Consider the following 18,264-nt stretch of genomic DNA (forward strand, 5'->3'; position numbering starts at 1 on the left):
AGTCTTTTGTTGTACTTTTGAAAAAGAAAAAAATCGAAAAATGAGGATATTTCCCCTGATGGCAATAGTTGCTCTGTTGTTTACGGCCTGCAAGAGTGATAAGCGCTACCATGATGAAGTGATGGCTGCCACAGATTTGCAAGTGCAAGATACGATCGATCCTATTGCGGATATCAAAGCATTTCAGAATAAACTGAATACCCAATTTAAGGATAAGGAGGAAAGTCCTTTGAAGGAGAGCGACCGACTTAAATTTGAAGGCTTAGAATTTTATGACATCGATCTTAAATACCGAGTAACTGCCAAGCTAGAATTGACTCCTTTGGCGATGCCATTCGAAATGCCAACAACGACCAGTCGAAGACCTTTATATAAGCAATATGCCATTGCACATTTTGTAATAGACGGACAACCCTATAAGCTGAATATTTATCAAAATCAACGTTTGATGATGGTCGAAGGTTATGAAGACTATCTTTTCGCACCATTTACGGATCTTACCAACGGTAATGGCAGCTATGGTGGCGGACGCTATATGGATCTTCGAATGACCGAAGACGAGGAGATCACACTCGATTTCAATAAAACGTATAATCCATATTGCGCTTATAATGCGAAATATTCCTGCCCCATACCACCAGCAGAGAACGACCTGCCGATCGCTATCAATGCAGGAGTGAAGGCTTTTAAGAAAGGATAATGTCCCTTCTTCTTTAATGCAGAGAATAAGACAATTTAGAGATCAACTTTCAGGAAGCGCATCGAATTCTGCTCTTTTCCTTTTCATCCAATTTTTCATAGCTTCGGAATCTTCAGACTGCATCAAAGCTCGCATTTTATGCATGGCCTCTAAATGTGCCTTGTCGTTCTTCTGAAACATTTCCATACCGTGCTTCTTGCTCATTTCGGAGATCTCTTCGAACGTATTTGCTCTAAATGCTACGTCGCAAGCTCCGCCTAATTGTTTACAGGTCATTGTTTTCATGTTTTCTTGAATTTTTTTGGTAATAATTACCTAATGCTCATTCTTGTTTCTCATATCCATAGATGGTGGTGTGCATCCCTGCGATGCGCCATTGACCAGCTATCTTTTCCATAAGTCTTGTTTCTCTTTTTAAGCCACGCAGCGAGTCTTGTTGCTCAAAGGTCACCCAAGCACCATTTTCATACAGACGAAGGTCAATGTCATTGACCAACTGTGGCATGGGCTCTGGTTCCGGATGTTTTTCGATAAAGGTCTTTACAAAATCGCTGATCTCGTCCCACCCGATCGATTCCGAGAAACTGTTGTCTGCAAAGTTGATATAGGTCTTCGTTATGTCTGGGTCGTGAACCCACTTTTCTTGCCAGCTTTCATAATCTCTCTGAAAAGCGGCCTTGGTCTCGTTATTGATCGTTTCTAAGATAGCTTGTTTTTCCTGTTCGAAGTTCACTTCTTTATCCTCTATTTTATGAATATCTTGTTTGTCGACCTGCTTGCAGCTGATCGCGAAAATTAGTATTATGAAAGTAAGGATAAATGAACGGTTGTTGGTCATGCGGTTATTTTATGTGGTTGATATCGGTTAGAAGCACGTAATGATCGTAGAGAGAAATGCTAAGATCAACAGTAGCCTAACTCATTCTAATCCTTGAAGTATTCTTTGAAATCGACACTGGCCTTCGACTTCAATTCGCTGTCGAAATACAGTTCATAGCCTTTTAGTAAAATTACTTCTTTTGTTTCGCCTTTCCCGAGGGGAATTATATTCCTCATTTAACTTTTCTTTTAAAGATATGAAATTATTGATTACACGTTTATGGATAAAGAATAGGCCTAATGAAGAAAGTTGAAGTGCTCAAGTGGTTCTTCTTTCATTCAATTTATTTAGAAATCGCGAATCCTGTGTTGACTGCGGTTTTAATTATAGAAATTCAATACTTTCTCCGCTAGCACTGCGAGTTCGTCCTTGTTTGTAAGGCTTTTAAGGTACAGCAAAGTTCGTATTGTTTTTGCGTAGTCCACACGTTTTTCTTGCCCTAAGAACGATTCTCCTCCGGGAAAAACCCTCGTATTGCCTTCAGTGGATATTTCTCCACTATTCAATATTCTTGATATTTGCCAAGAGGCGGATGCGAGCAACGTGCTTTCCATTTGTGAAGTATTCTCGTATTCCATAAGACTTAAGAGCTCGAACCCCAATTGTAAAGCGACGCCATTATAGCTGGAATCCCAACCATTATTTTCAATAAAATATCCTTCTTCTGGATGACTGAGTGCCAAGGCCAGGTTCAGAAATTCTATACCCAAGTTCATAGCATCTTGTCTATCGAGATATTTGCCTAGGGTAAAATACCCCAAGGCATCATATAAGAGACGATTGGGCGCTGATTGGTCATAGTCTTTTAGGATACTCTCACTAGAGATCAGATAATTGAGGAGAAGTTCGATCTCTGACTGGTATTGTTCCAATTGTGTTCTAAAATTCAAGGTTTCATCGCTGTTCATAAACCAATCCGATCGTGATAGCGATACCAAGGAAATTCCGAGGCTACTGGCGAAAAAGGCAGTGCCGCTGGTAAGGTCTTCTGCGCTTGGAGGGACAAACCCAGATATGTTTGCAATATGGGGTGGAATGGAAATTTCAAAGTCGCCACTTTCCAATTGCCGTTCAAAGGAATAATTTACAGCCCTTAAAAACTCCGTTAACGCCTCAGTACTTTTTGCGGTAACGGCATAATCTGAGATGGTGGTCATGGCCAACTGAAATCGCACATGAAAATAGCCATCTTTATTTCTGCCCAGAGCTCCTTCGGCATTGGGTATTTCTACGATGCTCGCAAGCCGACCGATTCCGATTTTCTCTATCAGCTGATCATAGTTTAGCCTTTCTGTAATTATCAGTGGATCATCTTCCGGTTCGATCCCTTCAGTGGCGTTGCTATTGCAGCCTAGGAGCGATAAGAAGAATAGAGCCATCAACGAATCTCTTAACTTCATTACTTTTTATCCTTTGCTTTTGTGTTTGACTTTAATAATAACAATAGGTTTAAGGGGCTTGTATTGTGTAATGTATTTTTCAACCCCTTATTGGTCCCATCTGTCCAAGAATCCAACGTATGTAAAATTAACTGTATTCGGTTATGGATTGGATTTGGGATTCGTTTTTCCTTCTTTTAAATTATAGAGCCCCCAAAACATCATGATAAATTCTAATATTAGACCAATGGTATACTGGGTAGAAACTCCATCCACGATGGTACTAAGTAGCCTTCCAAAGGCCAATCCACCCATAAAGATGACATTGCTGATCGTCGCACTTCTCCAGTATTCTGACCTTCTGATGCCGATGATCCAATAAACGGCAAATCCGATATAGAGCCCCATCACGGCTCTAAAAATGTTTTTCAGTTCCAAGTTGTCCACACGAAACTCAAAGAACATGGGCAAGATCTTATTTGGGTTTGCGCCGTAGATCAGGGAGACCCCTAAAACAATGGCTGCAGATATACCTAAATGTAAGTTTTTGGATGTTCTCTTCAATTTGATTCGATCAGTTTGATTCCTATAAATTTTCGCGTATCCTTTCTGTTTGCCGGCGCTGATAGCAAGGCATGAACACGTCTATCTAGCCTTGGCCATATAAGTGTTATGCATCCTTCTCCAATATTTTGGGTTCACCAGATTTGAAATGAACATCCAGTTGGGGAAATGGGATGGCGATCCTGTTCTCGGCAAATTTTCGATTGATGATCCTACGGATATCACTCCGCACCTTATTTATTCTAAATATATTCTTACTGAAGAACAACACTTGAAAATCCAAGGAGGAATTTCCAAAGTTGACCAAACGCGCCTCGGTCAATTCCCTGTCTGAGATATCTGGATGCTCAAAGGCACTTTCCTCTAAGATCCTTATCACAAGGTCCACATCGCTGCCGTAGGCAACACCCACATCGATCTTAAAACGGGTCTTTTTTGTCTGGTGGCTCCAATTGATCACCTTATTCGTGGTGATCAAAGAATTTGGAATGATAATGGAAATATCGTCGGTATTCAAGCCTTTTGAGGTTCGTAGTCCAATACTCTGAATTCTAACGACATCCCCATCGATCTCCAGCACGTCATCAATTTTAATCGATTTTTCTGAAAGCAAGATGATGCCCGAAACAATATCGTTGAATGTTTGTTGCAGGCCAAGTCCGACTCCGACAAGTAAGGCAGCAGAACCAGCGACCAGCACCGTTATTTTAACACCGATCGTCTCAAGGATAAATCCGATGGCGATCACCCAGATCACATAACTGATGATCTGAAATAGGGCATAGGCATTCCCTTTGTCGAGCTTCTTTAATCGCCGTGGACTATAAAGCGCTTTTCTAATGAGCCACAACACGAACTTCGTCACTAGGAAAATAATGAGGATCGACACCAAGGTAAATACTTGGATCTTGTATTCTCCCACACTGAGAAGCTCAACTTCTAAAAATTCCCATAGTTTTTTCATAATGTCTCTTATCTGGTTCCGATAGCGGTGTTGTTGATGAGGTGAATGGTTTTAATGGTATGATCGGCAATCATTTTGTGCCGTTTAATTGAATTCTACTGATCCGAATAGGACGTCATTGGTTTTTAGCGCCGGTATTATTTTCTACCATGCGTTCCAAAAGTGAAATCTGAGCATCCATTTTTTGAACCATCGAATGTAACAGTTCGATATTCTTTGGCGTGACCTCTGCAGTATTTGCGGGGTCCTCCGATTTATTTCTCAGGCTATTCATAAATTTGACCACCAGAAAAATGGTAAAACCGATGATAAGAAAATCAACGCCTGCCTCGATCAATTTCCCATAACCAATAGCGATTTCCTCGGGTTTGGTAATTCCAGCTTCGGTGACGGACTCTCGCAGAATCCATCTTTTGTTCTCCCAATTGATGCCATCGGTTAGGAAGGACAAGGGCGGAAGAAAGATCTCCTTGACCAATACATCGACCACTTTATTGAACGCTGCACCGATGATGACACCGATCGCAATATCGATCATATTTCCCTTTACGGCGAATTCCTTAAATTCTTTGAGTAGTTTAAATTTCATATGGCTCTTTTTTTCAAAATTAGCATAAAGCCAAGAAGTACCATACACTTAAGTTCATTTTTAAAAGGATGCTTCAGCATCTTTTTATTGCTTGTGAAGGTCAATTTAGGATTTTTACGGTGATGATCATTTCTTTACGTGCCTTCATAAAAACATCATTGAACAAAGGAACTGTTACTGATACTTTTCGGGTATTGGATTATCGTTTCGCTCGCTGTCGAACATCCAAGAAAGGATCCACCATCGATGACCATCGTGATATAATTGAATGCTGTTGATGCCTCTTTCCGTAACGGGGCCATTTTGTTCTTGTCTGGTTTCGTAGGTGGTCCAGACATGAGCGATATTCCCAAATTCTTGGATTTCCCTCTTTATTTCGTATTCCCAAAAACCGGTTTTAGGAATACCAAAGCTCTTATGATAATCAGGTAAGCTTTGTACCATGATAAAAGGTTTGTTGTCCTTGTCTTTTCCGGTAACCGATATCAATGCATTTGGATGGTGTAACGATTTATCCCTTTCCCAATTCCGTGGCGCTCCGGCAGGTCCGGAGATGACATCGTAATAGGCTTTGATGATACCATCGATCGTAGTTACATCTTCCTTTAATGGATACTTGTTTTTATTTGATTCTTGTGCGTTTGTAGCGAAACACAAAAAAAGCGATAGGGCCAATAATTTCAAAAGATTCTTTTTCATAGTATTTTTTTATGCGATTTCAGTTGTTATCAGATATTGGTGCAACGATTATGTTCATAAGATATAATAGAGCTGTATATCTTTGATTTGTATGTTTAGTTCAAATATAACGTTAATGCAATTGGGAGGCGCAGTCCATAGTTTGTGATGTAAAATGGAATTGTGCTAGCGCTATATTTTTCCATTGAGCTTTATCAATCTAGACAGCTCATCGAATTCTGCGATCAACAGCTTCCCATTTTTGACACCTTCGATCTTTCGATCGGTCAGTTTTAATTTAAAGCCACGATCGATCAAGTAATTTTTGAAACTTTCTTGATGATTCAGATCGATGCCACTGATCAGCTGTGGAAAGGTCGTTAACACCCTTTCTACGTTATTGTCATCTATTTCTGGTATCGAATCACTTTTAACGGTGACAACCATCGTTCCCTGTCCGTAGTTCGCACAGAAATAGGCATCGGCATCGAGCAATCCGCTTGCGACCAATCCCATCTTGTGCTCAAAACCTTCTGTTGCCATAAAATGCCCTTTTTTAAGTTCCTCTAATTCCTTTTTTTCTCCGAGCGCTTTAAGTTTTGATGAACCGTCCAAAAGGTTTTCGGGGATTCCACTTTTAGTATTGGCCCATCCCCACATCCAAGAATAGTCGTTAAAGGACAACGAGCCGATGACCTGCATGGGGAATTGGAGTGTTCCAAAAGATAGCATGCCTGTGTTCAGGTCGATGTTCCAAGCTACATTTCCCGTGAGCTCGTTGAAATTTAGTTGTTTTTCAAAAGAGTATCCTGCGTGTTGATTCAGGAGGTCTTCGAAATTGTTGAAATCGGTTTTTTTCATCAATGAAAATTCGGATTCCACAAATTCGTTTTGAGAAGCCCCATTTTTGGCTGTTCCGAATAGTTTTTTAAAGAGGTTCATTGTTCTATGTGATTAATATTTATGATTTATGTAGAAAATTTACAGATGTTCGGATATGTCATGTCCATCTCGTTATGGGTTTTGCTTTGTTTCCAATGTGATGTGAAGCGCTTCGAAGTCTTTTATTTTGGACAGACTGTATAACCTCTCAAGTTGTATATCTTCCCAAGTTTCTTCAAAGATAGCATCCTCATTGACTTCTGTATCTTCACTTATATTTTTCCTTATCAATTTCCTTTTGGTCAGAAAATTGAAGCTTTTTTCCCGATGAACGGTTTGTGCATAGTTTTCGCTTGCGTCGTAACCGATGAGTTCGAAATCGGAATTTTGGTATTTGAAGGTATATTTCCAGTGACCGTATCTTCCATGGTCATACCGAAAGAATAACTTCCCATTTTTTATTTCCATCGAAAGTACTGGCGCAAAATACACCCCGCCGTCTTCATTTTCGGATAGAAAGCAATCGAGATTCTTCGTTGTCAATACCATTTTATCGGCATCCGTTAGGTATATCAAGACACCTCTTCTATTGCGATCGGCCTTTCGGTCGAATCGATCGATAACGATGTTCTCCTCTTTGGTTCCTTTGATCATCAACACCTGATCATCTATGCCGTCTCCATTCAGGTCTCCTTTGATTCGCTCGTACAAGGTATATCCTTGGGGTAGTTTAAGATCGTTCTCGATGTTCGAGTCTTTGGTCGAGGGACTCCCTTCGGTGCGTTTTATCGAGATTTCTTGGATGCTGTCAAACGTGGTTGTTTCAGCCTTCTTATTTTGGGAGCATTTAGGCGCTGCCGAATTCTTACAACTTCCCATCCCTAGAATGCCAAATGATATCGCTATGATCGATATGTAGGATTGCGAACACTTCATTATTAACTAACTGTTAGGTTGTCATTGATCACTGGCCTTCTAGAAGATCTAGAGCATGGCCGTTGTGCTATAAGACCATTATTTCTTTTCAAGTCGCTCGATCATGTCTTTCATTTCTGCAATTTCTCGTTCCTGAGCTTTGATGATCTCTTCGGCCAATTGCTTGACCTCTGGGTCTGTAAGGTTGGCCTGGCTGCTTGTAAGGAGCGCTATGGAGTGATGTGGGATCATCGCCTTCATCCATTTGATGTCATCGATTGGGATTTGTTGTCGAACGAGAACTGTTGAAACAACCATTAAGAGAATGCTTCCCACTAGGATCGCTACATTTTTCAAGGTGTTCTTATACATGCCTCTCATAAAGAGAAACATGATGATCGCCATGCCACCGATACCTATTAGTGTCATGTACATCCGTGTCCAGCTAAAGAAGACGTGGCTCAGCTCGTAGGTGTTGAAGTACATCGTTACATACATTGAGATCGCTGAACAAACCAGCATCAGAATGAATTTTGTGTAATTTGTCATATTGCTTTATAAAATTAAGAAGCTCCATTTAGAAAGCTTATATTTTTACATTCATTAGTCATTTACTGTTTTCTTTATCCTTGGTTGGACAAATCAAATCTCCATTGAAAAGAGTCAGGTCATAAAGAATGCTCCTATGAAATATTTAAAAGTGACCGTCGGTTTTAATTCGGTCGTATGGATCGTTTTTGAAATGAAATATAATGAATAGTTACCTCTAGCGATGAATTTTGTGCGCTATTCTTTGACCCTTTCAAAATAATAGAGAGCATTATAGCTTCCACCATTTCCTAAAACAAGAATACTGCCACCAAAGGCTACATGATTGTCAATTAATAGATCATTGTCTGGTGTAAATGAAATTCTGATTCTATTGGTATCGTATTCGCAGTATAAAAGTGGTAGTAATGGCGGTATTTCAATATTCTTTTTTTTGAGGTAAATTTCGTAGAAACCTCTTCTTGAAAATTTTCCATTGAACTGTTCGGTTCTAACTCCTGTGGAATCGTTGAATTTAACTACAAGTGAATGGTCATTTGTAAAGCTCAAATTAATGGAATCCGCATGCTTACTCTTTAATCCAAAGAGATCGATGATCTTTAGGTCGTGACCGCCATTGTTTGGTCGAATATTTTTGTAGGACCGGTTTTTGAACGTCCCGGAAAAATTGGGGTCGATTTTCTGAAATTCAGAAGACTCTATCCCTGTCATTCCACTTCCGCAAGCAATGAGGGTTAAAAAGATGGGAATCGATTTGAATATCATTCTTTTTCTCAAGATCTTGGTTTTTGTGCTATTGGCCATGGCCATGGACAGTAGCGGATTTCTAGTAACCACTTTACGGCTGCTAGCTAAGTCTCATTTCATGATTTTTCTTATGGTCGAAGCACGATGGTGGCTCGGATCAAGAAAAATCTATTTGTTTATGGGCTCAGTTCTTTGTGAGCAAAAGGCGTTTATTCTTTCAGTATTTTCAGAATATCTTTTTGCACCTCTTTTTGCGTGTTCATTAATTCCAGCATCATTATTTTAAGTATCACTTTTTCTTTTTTACCTTTTTCAGTCAAATTGGAATAGACGAAATCTACAAGTTTGTTCCGTTTGTATTTTAAGAGTTCATTCCCTTCTTCTATGTCCGCTAAAATGGATAGTTTATCATACGCTATCAACTCAATTTTTGAGTTCGATAGCGCATTCCAGTAATTCAATCGAATAAACGGGCCATTAATTCCGCCTGCTTTTTCAATAACTTCAAGTAAAGTCATTGTCTCGTTATCCGAGTAGAAATCAAGGGAATCCACCAATACCTGTTGGTACGGTGTTTTTTTGGTGATCTCATTATTCGTATCCCTAAGTTCTTTTTTCAAAGAGGTATAGAAGTCGTTGATGTACTTTCTGTCTTTTCTGGCTTCATTCCAGTTATTTATCCATAAAGCGATCAATACCCCTAATAGAACAGGAATGAGCTCTTTAATAAATCCTTTGAAATGATGTTTCATCTATTGCGTCGTATTTTGGGTGTTTTTTGCTCAGTTTTTTTGTTATGCACTAGACATTTTGATTTTTTTGTTTCAGTTTTTCAATCGTCTTTAATATCAGTTCACGGTTCTTTTTAGATGTCATCCATTTCGGAAGTCTACTACCAATGCTTTTATTCCGATATTCAATTCCGTTTCGTTCTCTCAACTTGGCTTGGATATGGTTTTCTAGAAACTCAATATGCTCAATGTTGTATGCCCAGAATAAATTTCCATTTAGATTTTCAGATAACCAAAGAGGTAAGTGGAAAAAAGGGTCTATTCCACCACCAACAAAGTAATGCCTTCCACGTATTATTTTTTCATTTGAAGCATAAACTACAGAACTAGGTTTTTCAGATAGGATTTTGCTATGACCGCAACTTGAGCAAACCAGTCGAACATTATTTTCATCCGTTTTGCCAAAGGAAAATTCAGAAGCTTTTACGATTGCTTTTTGCTCACACTTTGGGCAAACGACTAGAATATCTTTAATGAAATCATACGTCAGGGTTTGATACGAGTCTTTAAATCTTAATTCAGTCATTTTTGTGTCCTAGTTTCGGCCTTAGCGCTATTTGTGGTATTCTATACGGCCCGTTTTGGAAAATCAGTTAGAATTACACCGTAGACGAAAGATAGGAAATTGTCGTTTATTCCGATGAAGGAATTCGGCTACAATAAACAATGGCTATCATCAGATGCTGACCTTTTTTATTTTCAGTTGATATATTATACCGTAAATCAGTCCGATCATTCCTCCAACATAGCTGAAATTATGCATTGTTCCAGCAATCAAAAAACCTTTTCGGTCAGTCAATTCAGCCGGTAGATTCCAATTCGCATTTAAGTTTGAGATTAGAAACGTTCCAACCAAAATTCCCATGATTCCAATTCCGATTGCGATGCCTAAAGTCCGAAGTACCGCTCCAATTGCACTTTTCCACATAGCTTTTGAATTCGGCTGAAACATCGCCACAATTCCAAGAATCACTCCAATTATAAGTCCAAACCACCAAGTAGATACAAATCCAACAAAAGAAATTGCAATTCGTTCATTTTCTACTTGATGTAACCATTCGCCAATTTGGTCAAATTTGAATTTCGTAAAATATTCAGGTGAGATTGAGTAAGAAATCTGATTGTGTAACATTCCGTAAATCGAGCCGAGAATTATTGATATAATTCCGATCAATATTAAAAGTCCAATCTTTTTTGTCATTCGATTTTTTCAGCTTAGTGCTAACGGTATTGTATACGGCTCGTTTTGGAAAATCAGCTAGGATGATATCGTATAACGAAAGATAGCAAATTAGTCTGAAAAGCAGTTGTTTTTTAGCTTAGTTCATTGTTAGGTGTAGTTTTTTATAAATTCAGTCGTGTTACAATTCGAACACCACCAATATTCTTTTTTGTTATCCTTAAGTTTTGATTCTGTTTTCTTTCCACATTTAGAACAATTCCTCAAGTCAGATTCGTCCTCGAATGCTTGATAGTGACATTCATAACAACTCCAAATTGTTAAATCCGATATTTCGTCGTCCATTCTCCACGTGAATGAGTTTTTTTTACAATTCAGACAAATTTGGGTTGCCATTAATTTAATTTTATAAGTTATTCCACCAATTGACCACTTCAGTTGTCATTTCTTGTGCGTTAATTTGGTGACTTGAAAAACCGTAATTATTTGTCAACTCAAAGTGAATAAGCTGTCTTATCTTAAATTCGTCTGTTCCTTTGTAAAGTTGACTTAACAATAAATGATTTATTGAATCAAATTCATCTATCGGTGAATCAGGAATCAGATTCCAAGAGTTCACAATTATTCTTAATTCATCAAGTCTATGTTTATATTCTTTATTTAATCGAGATTTCATTCCTAATTGCATCTAATGGTCTCGTGTATTACTAGTATCGGATTTCTACTCACAAATTTTTCGGTTTAGCACAGGTGTTAGCAATTCCGAGTGGATTCGGACGCAGTAGAATCCGCCGTAATTTCGGTTATACATTGTTACCTGCTGGCCTTACTTTTTATGTTTTCCTACTTTTTTTTCAGTAAACCAATTGTCTCCTTCGTATACATTTCCATCTTTACCTATTCTACCAACTTTCTTTTCATTGAACCAGTTATCGCCTTCATAAATATTTCCATCTTTATCAATACGACCTGTTTTCTTTTCGGAAAACCAATTGTCTCCTTCATATGTTGTTCCGTCGGATGAAATGCGACCAGTTTTTTTCTCGGTAAACCAATTTTCTCCTTCATATACATTTCCATCACTATCCGTTCGACCGACTTTTTTCTCATTAAACCAATTTTCTCCATCGTAAGTTGTTGTTCCTTTAATTCCGCCGACTTTTTTCTTTATCTTTTGGTTGCTGGAATTGCTTGGTACATAATGTTTATCAGAATAATTCGAGGATTTCGAATTGTAATTGTCTGAATATCCATAGCCTGAGTTACCGCCGGAATAATAATTAGATTTCGATTTTCCGAAAAGTGCTGAAAACGAACCTCCAAAAAAAACAACCACAGCACAAATAACGCCAATAGGCCAAATAAGCGCAAAAAGACAGGAAATTGCTGTTAGGATAATCCATAATAGTCCAAAGAAAAGAATTGCTAACATTTTAATTAATAAGTTAGCGTTGGCTAATGATTTACCGTCTGGAAATATCCATTCAAATGCTGTTTGGTACTCACCACTCATCATCCAAAAAAAACTCAATGTACTAACAACTAATATTATCAATGTTGTTGTTATTGTTTCTCTCATAATTTTTTGTTCAGCTTGCACACAACTTGTTTACATCCGTAATGCCTTTTATTTCCCTGGCGTTTCCCCCAATCATGAATGGAGTTTATTCTTCCAAATCGGACGGCTAACCGCCGTTTATAAACGCCTTGGACTAAAATAAGAAGATTTTTATAGACGAAGGTACGGGTTTTCCGTAATTGGATCGGTTGGAATAGGGCGCAACTAACAGCCACAAAAGTCACAAGAACCTGTGCAATACGCTAAATTTTCAGGAGAGAAAAAGGAGTTGCCCTCAAGCTACCGTGCTGCCACCACTAAAGTAGCGACCGCGACCACCTATCGCATCTTGGAGTATTGGCTGTTCCAGATGGCCGTATTAAAGTTTTTCCCCAAGGCAAAGCCATAGAAGATCACAATAGAGGCCACCATCTTAAACATAAAGAAATAGAGCATCCAAAATTCCACGCCGCTGTTTTCTTTAGAGAATAAACCGTTGGGAACCATCAAGGTCAGCACATAGCTCACCATTAAGGTAAATACCAGCAAATTCTCAAAGTTCCTAAAAGGCAACATCAACCATCGTCTTAACGGATGTAGGTCATTCCCCCATTTATGGATAAGATAGTAATAACCATTTCCGATGGGGGCAAAAAGCAAGGGGTCGTCCGGGTCGTTGAGCTTAAAGAGTTTGGACGGAGCGATGATCTTAAAACCTTTGAGTTGGGTATCGTGATCCTTCTCCAACTTCTTGATCTTTTCAATGGCCGTCCTCGGAATATTGGCTTTAAAGTATTTGGTGTCCAGAAAACGCAGTCGGTAGTCGATACAAATTTTCTTTATCTGATCGATGTGAAAGATCTTCTCGGTTTCAAGCAATTCTAGGTCAAAAGAATTTTCCAATCCCGAAGGTTGAACAATTTCCTTGGCGATTCGCTCTTCTCGGCGGTCATCCTCTTCCAAGATGCGAGCGACTTCAGTAAGAATATCATCACCTTTAAATGCCCTGTTCTTAGCTTTTACAAGCTTTTCTTCAATATTCGTTCTAGGAAATAGCATATTTTTTCTTTTTGGGTAAGCAATGCAATTTTTTTTTTTTTCTAAAGTTAGGAATTTAACATGTGTCAATCAATATTTTAACAGTTCTGTTTAAGATGGCACCAAAAAAAAAGCCACCACGTAGCGGTGGCGGCTTTCCTATGCTATAAGATCGGTACTAACGAAGTTCGGCCCCGAGCTTGTTTTCAAAGTTGGATTGCAGTTTTTTCATGATCTTATCGATCTGCTTGTCCGTAAGCGTTTTGTTCTCATCTTGTAATGTGAAGCTCACGGCATAGGACTTCTTGCCTTTCGGAAGGTTCTTCCCAGCATAGACATCAAACAGGTTCACCTCTTTTAAAAGTTGCTTTTCCGTCTGTTTCGCCAGCGTGAAAATTTCTGAGAAACTCACCTTGTCATCCAATAACAAGGCAAAATCTCTTCGTACCTCTGGAAACTTCGGGATCGGCCGAAACTTAGACGTATTGTAGGTGACGACCTCCAATAGGTTGTCCCAATTAAAGTCCGCAAACAATACCTGCTGTTTGATATCAAAGGCCTTGGTCAGCTTCTTTTTAAGGATGCCAAATTCTACCAGTTTCATTTTGCCAAATGATAGGCTTAAACCTTCAGAGAAGATATCGCTCTTCGCTGGTGAGGTCTTTATCGTGTCGATACCCAATCGCGCCAATATAGAGGTGATGATTCCCTTCAGATAGAAAAAGTCACTCATCTTTTGTTTGGAGGTCCAACTTTCCTCATCCCTATTTCCAGTGACCAAAAGGGTGAGATGTTTGTGCTCCTCCCTGCCACTCTCAAAATTATGATAGGTCTTTCCAAATTCGAATAGCTTTAGGTCCGAGCGTTTTCTGTTGAGATTATATGAAAGTGCTTCCAAACCAGAAAACAGCAAGGATTGGCGCATCACCGATAGGTCGTTGCTAAGCGGATTAAGCATTTCGATATTGTGATCCTCCTTTAGTTGCTCGCTCAGCTTGATGTAATCGGGCGAGGTAAGTGAATTCGCCAACATTTCATAGAAACCCTGGGCCACCAATTGATCACCGATGATATTTTGAATGCGATGGTCGTCAAACCTCGATACACTTGCTATGGATGCATTGAGCTTGGTCGTCGTTTCGATATTGTTGTACCCATAGACCCGTAAGATCTCCTCGATCACATCGGCTTCTCGTTGAACATCCACACGATACGATGGGATGGTAAGGCCAAGACCGCTTTCGGTAATGTTGTTGACCTTGATATCCAAAGAGGATAAAATACTTTTAATGGTCTCTCTCGGAATTTCTTGTCCGATCAGGCTATTCACCTTTTCAAAACTGAGGAACACCTGAAAGTCTTCTGACTTTACCGGGTACACATCCTCTACATCGCAGGTGATCTCACCACCGGCTACTTCTTGTATCAATAATGCTGCGCGCATTAAGGCATATTCGCAATTGTTGATGTTTATTCCACGCTCAAACCGGAAGGAAGCATCTGTGTTTAATCCATGGCGTTTTGCCGTCTTCCTGATGGATACCGGATTAAAATAGGCACTTTCCAAAAAGATACTGGTGGTATTCTCTGTGACTCCCGAATGAATCCCTCCAAACACACCTGCAATACACAATGGACTTTTGGTATCGCAGATCATCAGGTCGTCCTCATGAAGAGTTCGCTCTACGTCATCCAAAGTTGTGAACTTTGTTCCAGCCTCTAGGGTCTTTACAATGATCTTATTGCCGTTGATCTTGTTGGCGTCAAAGGCATGTAAAGGTTGACCAAGTTCGTGAAGCACATAATTGGTAACGTCCACCACATTGTTGATCGGCGTAAGTCCGATCGATCTCAATCTATTTTGAAGCCATGCGGGAGAATCTTCTACTTTGATGCCCGACAGCGTTACGCCACAATAGCGCGGTGCCAGATCTTTATTCAAGACCTCCACGTCGACGCGGAGTGTTCTATTTTCGACATGGAAATTACTGGTAGAAGGGGTGATCAATTCTAGACTTACCTCTTTTTGCAGCAATCCTGCTTTGAGGTCTCTGGCCACGCCAAAATGACTCATCGCATCAGCGCGGTTGGGAGTGAGGCCTATTTCAAACACTTGGTCGATCTCAATGTCAAAGATATCCGCGCAGGAAGTTCCTGGCTTTAGGCTGTCATCGAGGATCATGATGCCATCGTGGGACTTCCCCAAACCTAGTTCGTCCTCTGCACAGATCATTCCATGGGAAGCTTCCCCTCGGATCTTTCCCTTCTTTATTTTCCAGGGATTGCCGTCTTCATCATACAACTCGGTACCGATCGTCGCCACAGGTACTTTTTGTCCGGCTGCCACATTGGGCGCTCCGCAAACGATTTGCACGGGCTCACCATCACCAAGGTCGACGTTGGTCACTTTCAACTTGTCTGCATTTGGATGTTTCTCGCAAGAAAGCACGTGTCCTACGACAACGCCCTTCAATCCTCCCTTTACCGATTCAAAAGTGTCTATACCTTCAACTTCAAGTCCAAGGTCGGTGAGCAATTCACCTGTCTTTTCAGCCTCCCAATCTAGCTTTATAAATTGTTTCAACCAGTTGTATGAAATCTTCATCAGAAAATCTGTTTTTCAAAGATGCAAATATAGCAAATGGCGCTCCTTTGTTAAAGGCAAACCCTCATTTGTTTACTATTTGATGATAATGATCATGTAAACAGTCGAGATTTAAGCAGTATTTTTGCCAAAATTTCTGGTATGAATAAGGGATTGTATGTGGCCACTGCAGAGCCACATAGTGGTAAATCATTGATCGTTTTAGGGCTCATGCAACTTCTTTTGGGGAAGACGGGGAAGGTTGGATATTTCAGGCCCGTGATCGATGATCAGAAAAAAGGGGAGGTGGATAACCATATCAACACGGTGCTTTCTCATTACGAACTGGACTTGGAGCCAAAGGAGGCCTATGCCTTTACAAGAAGTGAGATCATCGCTTTGGGAAATAAGAATCACGGAGGCAAAATAATCGATACGATCATTGATAAGTTTAAGAAGCTAGAACGTCGGTTCGACTTTGTTTTGGTCGAAGGAAGTGATTTTAGTGGTGAGGGTGGCGCGATCGAATTCAATATCAATGTTCAAGTAGCTAAAAATTTAGGCATCCCTGCGGTGATCGTTGGGAGTGGAGTGGGCAAAACGAAGGAGCATCTCTGTGCCGGACTACAGCTGGCGGTCAATAGCTTTAAATTGAAAGAGGTAGAGGTCCTGGCGGTTGTGGCCAATAAGGTTTCGAGGGATGAATTGAGGGGCGTTAAGGATTATATGCTAGAGACACTTCCCGAAGAGATCCAGTCCTATGCCATTCCACGATTGGCGGATCTCTCACATCCTACACTAAAAGAGATCCTTAATACGCTGGATGGGCAAGTACTCTTTGGCGAAGAGTTCTTGGATAACCAAACGGGAAGCTTTGGTGTTGGAGCGATGCAATTGCGCAATTATCTCACACATTTGAGATCCAATAGTTTGGTGATCACCCCAGGCGATCGGGCCGATATCATTTTGGGAGCATTGCAGGCCAATCTTTCAGAAAACTATCCGCAGATCTCCGGCATTATTCTTACCGGCGGAATCATCCCAGAAACGTCCATCATGAAACTGATCGAAGGTTTTGATCATCGAGTACCGATCATTTCTGTGCAGCAAGGAACCTTTGGAGCGACCAACGACGTTGGAAATATAAGATCTAGAATTTATGCCGAAAGCAAACAGAAGATCCAAACCTCTATCGAACTCTTTGAGAAATATATCGACCAAGAGAAACTTTCCAACAGCCTGGTGACCTTCGAACCTGAAGGCATCACACCGCGCATGTTTCAGTATAATTTGGTGCAGCGGGCCAAGCAAGAGAAAAAACACATCGTTCTTCCAGAGGGCAATGACCACAGAATTCTAACAGCCGCCTCGCGACTGCTCGCGCTCAATATTGTAGACATAACGTTGCTGGGAGACAAGACGAAGATCGAGCGAAAAGCAGCACAGTTGGGGCTTAATATCGAGAAGGCCAAGATCATCGACCCGCTAAATGCACCCATGTTCGAGGAGTATGTAAGCACGCTTTACGAGCTTAGGAAGCATAAGAACGTCAATCAGGATATGGCTAGGGATATGATGACCGACGTCTCGTATTTTGGTACCATGATGGTCTATCTGGGTCATGCAGACGGCATGGTCTCTGGGGCAGTGCATACCACCCAGCATACCATAAGACCGGCACTACAATTTGTAAAGACGAAGCCTGGGGTTTCGGTGGTCTCCTCCATTTTCTTTATGTGTTTGGAAGACCGTGTGTCGGTCTTTGGAGATTGTGCCATCAATCCTAACCCTACTGCTCCACAACTGGCAGAGATCGCCATTTCATCAGCCGATTCTAGTTTGGCCTTTGGAATAGAACCAAAGGTGGCCATGCTCTCGTATTCTTCCGGCGCTTCAGGGAAAGGCGAGGACGTGGAAACCGTGCGAGCGGCCACGGAGATCGTTAAACAAAAAAGACCAGATATTAAGATCGAAGGCCCCATCCAATACGACGCGGCTGTGGACATGAGTGTGGCCAAAAGCAAGCTTCCGAGCTCTGAAGTGGCCGGGCAAGCCAGCGTCTTGATATTTCCAGACCTGAACACAGGAAACAACACCTATAAGGCGGTACAACGCGAAACTGGCGCCTTGGCGATCGGACCTATGCTTCAGGGACTTAACAAGCCCGTGAACGACCTAAGCCGGGGATGTACCATCGATGACGTGTTCAACACCGTGGTGATCACAGCAATTCAAGCGCAAGGAATTTAAATTATTAAGTACCATT

At 40.6% G+C, this 18,264-nt stretch carries 21 protein-coding genes; 2 read left to right on the forward strand and 19 right to left on the reverse strand.

Features of this window, described 5'->3' with window-relative positions; genetic code table 11:
• Window positions 1-40 precede the first annotated feature (40 nt).
• On the forward strand, window positions 41-700 hold the full coding sequence (locus ACFQ1M_RS04560; protein ID WP_386404540.1) for a DUF1684 domain-containing protein: 660 nt from the start codon (window positions 41-43) through the stop codon (window positions 698-700).
• A gap of 42 nt (window positions 701-742) precedes the next feature.
• On the opposite strand, the gene ACFQ1M_RS04565 is transcribed toward ACFQ1M_RS04560, so the two are convergent.
• The 19 genes from ACFQ1M_RS04565 to pheT all read right to left on the reverse strand — a co-directional run bounded on the left by ACFQ1M_RS04565 (window position 743) and on the right by pheT (window position 16,019).
• Window positions 743-976 carry a DUF1059 domain-containing protein gene (locus tag ACFQ1M_RS04565; RefSeq protein ID WP_386404542.1) on the reverse strand — a complete coding sequence of 78 codons (234 nt, stop codon included), beginning with the start codon at window positions 974-976 and terminating at the stop codon, window positions 743-745.
• Window positions 977-1,022: 46 nt separating this feature from the next.
• The gene (locus tag ACFQ1M_RS04570) at window positions 1,023-1,538 is read right to left on the reverse strand and encodes a hypothetical protein (RefSeq protein ID WP_386404545.1); all 516 of its coding nucleotides are present in this window, start codon (window positions 1,536-1,538) and stop codon (window positions 1,023-1,025) included.
• Between the two features lie 86 nt (window positions 1,539-1,624).
• Entirely contained in the window at window positions 1,625-1,756 is a 132-nt protein-coding gene (locus ACFQ1M_RS04575) for a hypothetical protein (RefSeq protein ID WP_386404548.1), read from the reverse strand.
• A 144-nt stretch (window positions 1,757-1,900) separates the two neighbouring features.
• Window positions 1,901-2,980 carry a hypothetical protein gene (locus ACFQ1M_RS04580; protein WP_386404551.1) on the reverse strand — a complete coding sequence of 360 codons (1,080 nt, stop codon included), beginning with the start codon at window positions 2,978-2,980 and terminating at the stop codon, window positions 1,901-1,903.
• A gap of 141 nt (window positions 2,981-3,121) precedes the next feature.
• The gene (locus ACFQ1M_RS04585; RefSeq protein ID WP_386404554.1) at window positions 3,122-3,523 is read right to left on the reverse strand and encodes a DUF4345 domain-containing protein; all 402 of its coding nucleotides are present in this window, start codon (window positions 3,521-3,523) and stop codon (window positions 3,122-3,124) included.
• A gap of 106 nt (window positions 3,524-3,629) precedes the next feature.
• Entirely contained in the window at window positions 3,630-4,487 is an 858-nt protein-coding gene (locus tag ACFQ1M_RS04590) for a mechanosensitive ion channel family protein (protein ID WP_386404557.1), read from the reverse strand.
• A 115-nt stretch (window positions 4,488-4,602) separates the two neighbouring features.
• On the reverse strand, window positions 4,603-5,076 hold the full coding sequence (gene mscL, locus ACFQ1M_RS04595; RefSeq protein WP_386404560.1) for a large conductance mechanosensitive channel protein MscL: 474 nt from the start codon (window positions 5,074-5,076) through the stop codon (window positions 4,603-4,605).
• 174 nt (window positions 5,077-5,250) lie between these two features.
• Window positions 5,251-5,775 (reverse strand): hypothetical protein, encoded by a 525-nt coding sequence (locus tag ACFQ1M_RS04600; RefSeq protein WP_386404563.1) that lies wholly within the window; start codon window positions 5,773-5,775, stop codon window positions 5,251-5,253.
• Window positions 5,776-5,946: 171 nt separating this feature from the next.
• A complete protein-coding gene (locus ACFQ1M_RS04605; protein WP_386404566.1) occupies window positions 5,947-6,696 on the reverse strand; it encodes a DUF6882 domain-containing protein in 750 nt (249 codons plus the stop codon).
• 72 nt (window positions 6,697-6,768) lie between these two features.
• Complete coding sequence (locus tag ACFQ1M_RS04610) at window positions 6,769-7,572, reverse strand: hypothetical protein (RefSeq protein ID WP_386404569.1); 804 nt, start codon at window positions 7,570-7,572, stop codon at window positions 6,769-6,771.
• Window positions 7,573-7,650: 78 nt separating this feature from the next.
• Window positions 7,651-8,073 carry a DUF305 domain-containing protein gene (locus tag ACFQ1M_RS04615; protein WP_386404572.1) on the reverse strand — a complete coding sequence of 141 codons (423 nt, stop codon included), beginning with the start codon at window positions 8,071-8,073 and terminating at the stop codon, window positions 7,651-7,653.
• 264 nt (window positions 8,074-8,337) lie between these two features.
• Complete coding sequence (locus ACFQ1M_RS04620) at window positions 8,338-8,877, reverse strand: hypothetical protein (RefSeq protein WP_386404575.1); 540 nt, start codon at window positions 8,875-8,877, stop codon at window positions 8,338-8,340.
• 179 nt (window positions 8,878-9,056) lie between these two features.
• Window positions 9,057-9,599, reverse strand: a complete 543-nt coding sequence (locus ACFQ1M_RS04625; protein ID WP_386404578.1) for a hypothetical protein — start codon at window positions 9,597-9,599, stop codon at window positions 9,057-9,059.
• Between the two features lie 49 nt (window positions 9,600-9,648).
• Window positions 9,649-10,164, reverse strand: coding sequence for a hypothetical protein (locus ACFQ1M_RS04630; protein WP_386404581.1), 516 nt, complete (start codon window positions 10,162-10,164; stop codon window positions 9,649-9,651).
• Window positions 10,165-10,314: 150 nt separating this feature from the next.
• Window positions 10,315-10,839: a hypothetical protein gene (locus ACFQ1M_RS04635; protein WP_386404584.1), complete on the reverse strand. Its 525-nt coding sequence runs from the start codon at window positions 10,837-10,839 to the stop codon at window positions 10,315-10,317.
• A 385-nt stretch (window positions 10,840-11,224) separates the two neighbouring features.
• Window positions 11,225-11,506 carry a hypothetical protein gene (locus ACFQ1M_RS04640; RefSeq protein WP_386404587.1) on the reverse strand — a complete coding sequence of 94 codons (282 nt, stop codon included), beginning with the start codon at window positions 11,504-11,506 and terminating at the stop codon, window positions 11,225-11,227.
• A gap of 138 nt (window positions 11,507-11,644) precedes the next feature.
• Window positions 11,645-12,397 carry a hypothetical protein gene (locus ACFQ1M_RS04645; protein ID WP_386404590.1) on the reverse strand — a complete coding sequence of 251 codons (753 nt, stop codon included), beginning with the start codon at window positions 12,395-12,397 and terminating at the stop codon, window positions 11,645-11,647.
• A 318-nt stretch (window positions 12,398-12,715) separates the two neighbouring features.
• Window positions 12,716-13,435: a hypothetical protein gene (locus ACFQ1M_RS04650; protein WP_386404593.1), complete on the reverse strand. Its 720-nt coding sequence runs from the start codon at window positions 13,433-13,435 to the stop codon at window positions 12,716-12,718.
• 157 nt (window positions 13,436-13,592) lie between these two features.
• The gene (gene pheT, locus ACFQ1M_RS04655; protein ID WP_386404596.1) at window positions 13,593-16,019 is read right to left on the reverse strand and encodes a phenylalanine--tRNA ligase subunit beta; all 2,427 of its coding nucleotides are present in this window, start codon (window positions 16,017-16,019) and stop codon (window positions 13,593-13,595) included.
• A 141-nt stretch (window positions 16,020-16,160) separates the two neighbouring features.
• On the opposite strand from pheT, the gene pta reads away from it, so the two are divergent.
• Window positions 16,161-18,248, forward strand: a complete 2,088-nt coding sequence (pta, locus tag ACFQ1M_RS04660) for a phosphate acetyltransferase (RefSeq protein WP_386404599.1) — start codon at window positions 16,161-16,163, stop codon at window positions 18,246-18,248.
• The last annotated feature ends 16 nt before the right edge of the window (window positions 18,249-18,264 follow it).

Source organism: Sungkyunkwania multivorans (assembly GCF_042675645.1).
Taxonomy (GTDB): domain Bacteria; phylum Bacteroidota; class Bacteroidia; order Flavobacteriales; family Flavobacteriaceae; genus Sungkyunkwania; species Sungkyunkwania multivorans.